The following is a 490-nucleotide window of genomic DNA, read 5'->3' as shown; positions in this document are numbered from 1 at the left end:
ATCAGTGTTGATTGGATTTGGTTCTGGAGTGTACTTATCAGCATCATCAGTAACAGTGATTGTAGTAGTTACTGTATCTGTTGTCCCATCTGGGTAGTGAACTGTAATAGTTACTGGTTTAGTACCTGGTGTATTTACATCTGGTTCACCGTTTGTCCAAGTGTAAGTTGTACCTGTTGGCAAGTCACCCTTGTTGCCAATTCCTTCTGATGGATCTGGCATGTGACCCTTGTCAGTGTTGATTGGATTTGGTTTTGGAGTGTACTTATCAGCATCGTCAGTTACAGTGATTGTAGTAGTTACTGTATCTGTTGTCCCATCTGGGTAGTGAACTGTGATAGTTACTGGTTTAGTACCTGGAGTACTTACATCTGGTTCACCATTTGTCCAAGTATAAGTGGTTCCTGTTGGCAAGTCACCCTTGTTCTTAATACCGTCTCCTGGGTTTGGCATTACGCCCTTGTCAGTATTAATTGGTTGACCTTCTGGA

Annotated in this window: 1 protein-coding gene; it reads right to left on the bottom strand. The window is 42.2% G+C overall.

The window, feature by feature from the left end; genetic code table 11:
- Positions 1–490 (bottom strand): Rib/alpha-like domain-containing protein (locus H5R88_RS03420; protein WP_259393965.1); only part of this gene is annotated, 490 nt, incomplete at both ends.

This window comes from Limosilactobacillus agrestis, assembly GCF_014145585.1.
Classification (GTDB): Bacteria; Bacillota; Bacilli; order Lactobacillales; family Lactobacillaceae; genus Limosilactobacillus; species Limosilactobacillus agrestis.
Note: the sequence above shows the minus strand (reverse complement) of the source record. Positions and strands in the feature narration are given on the sequence as shown.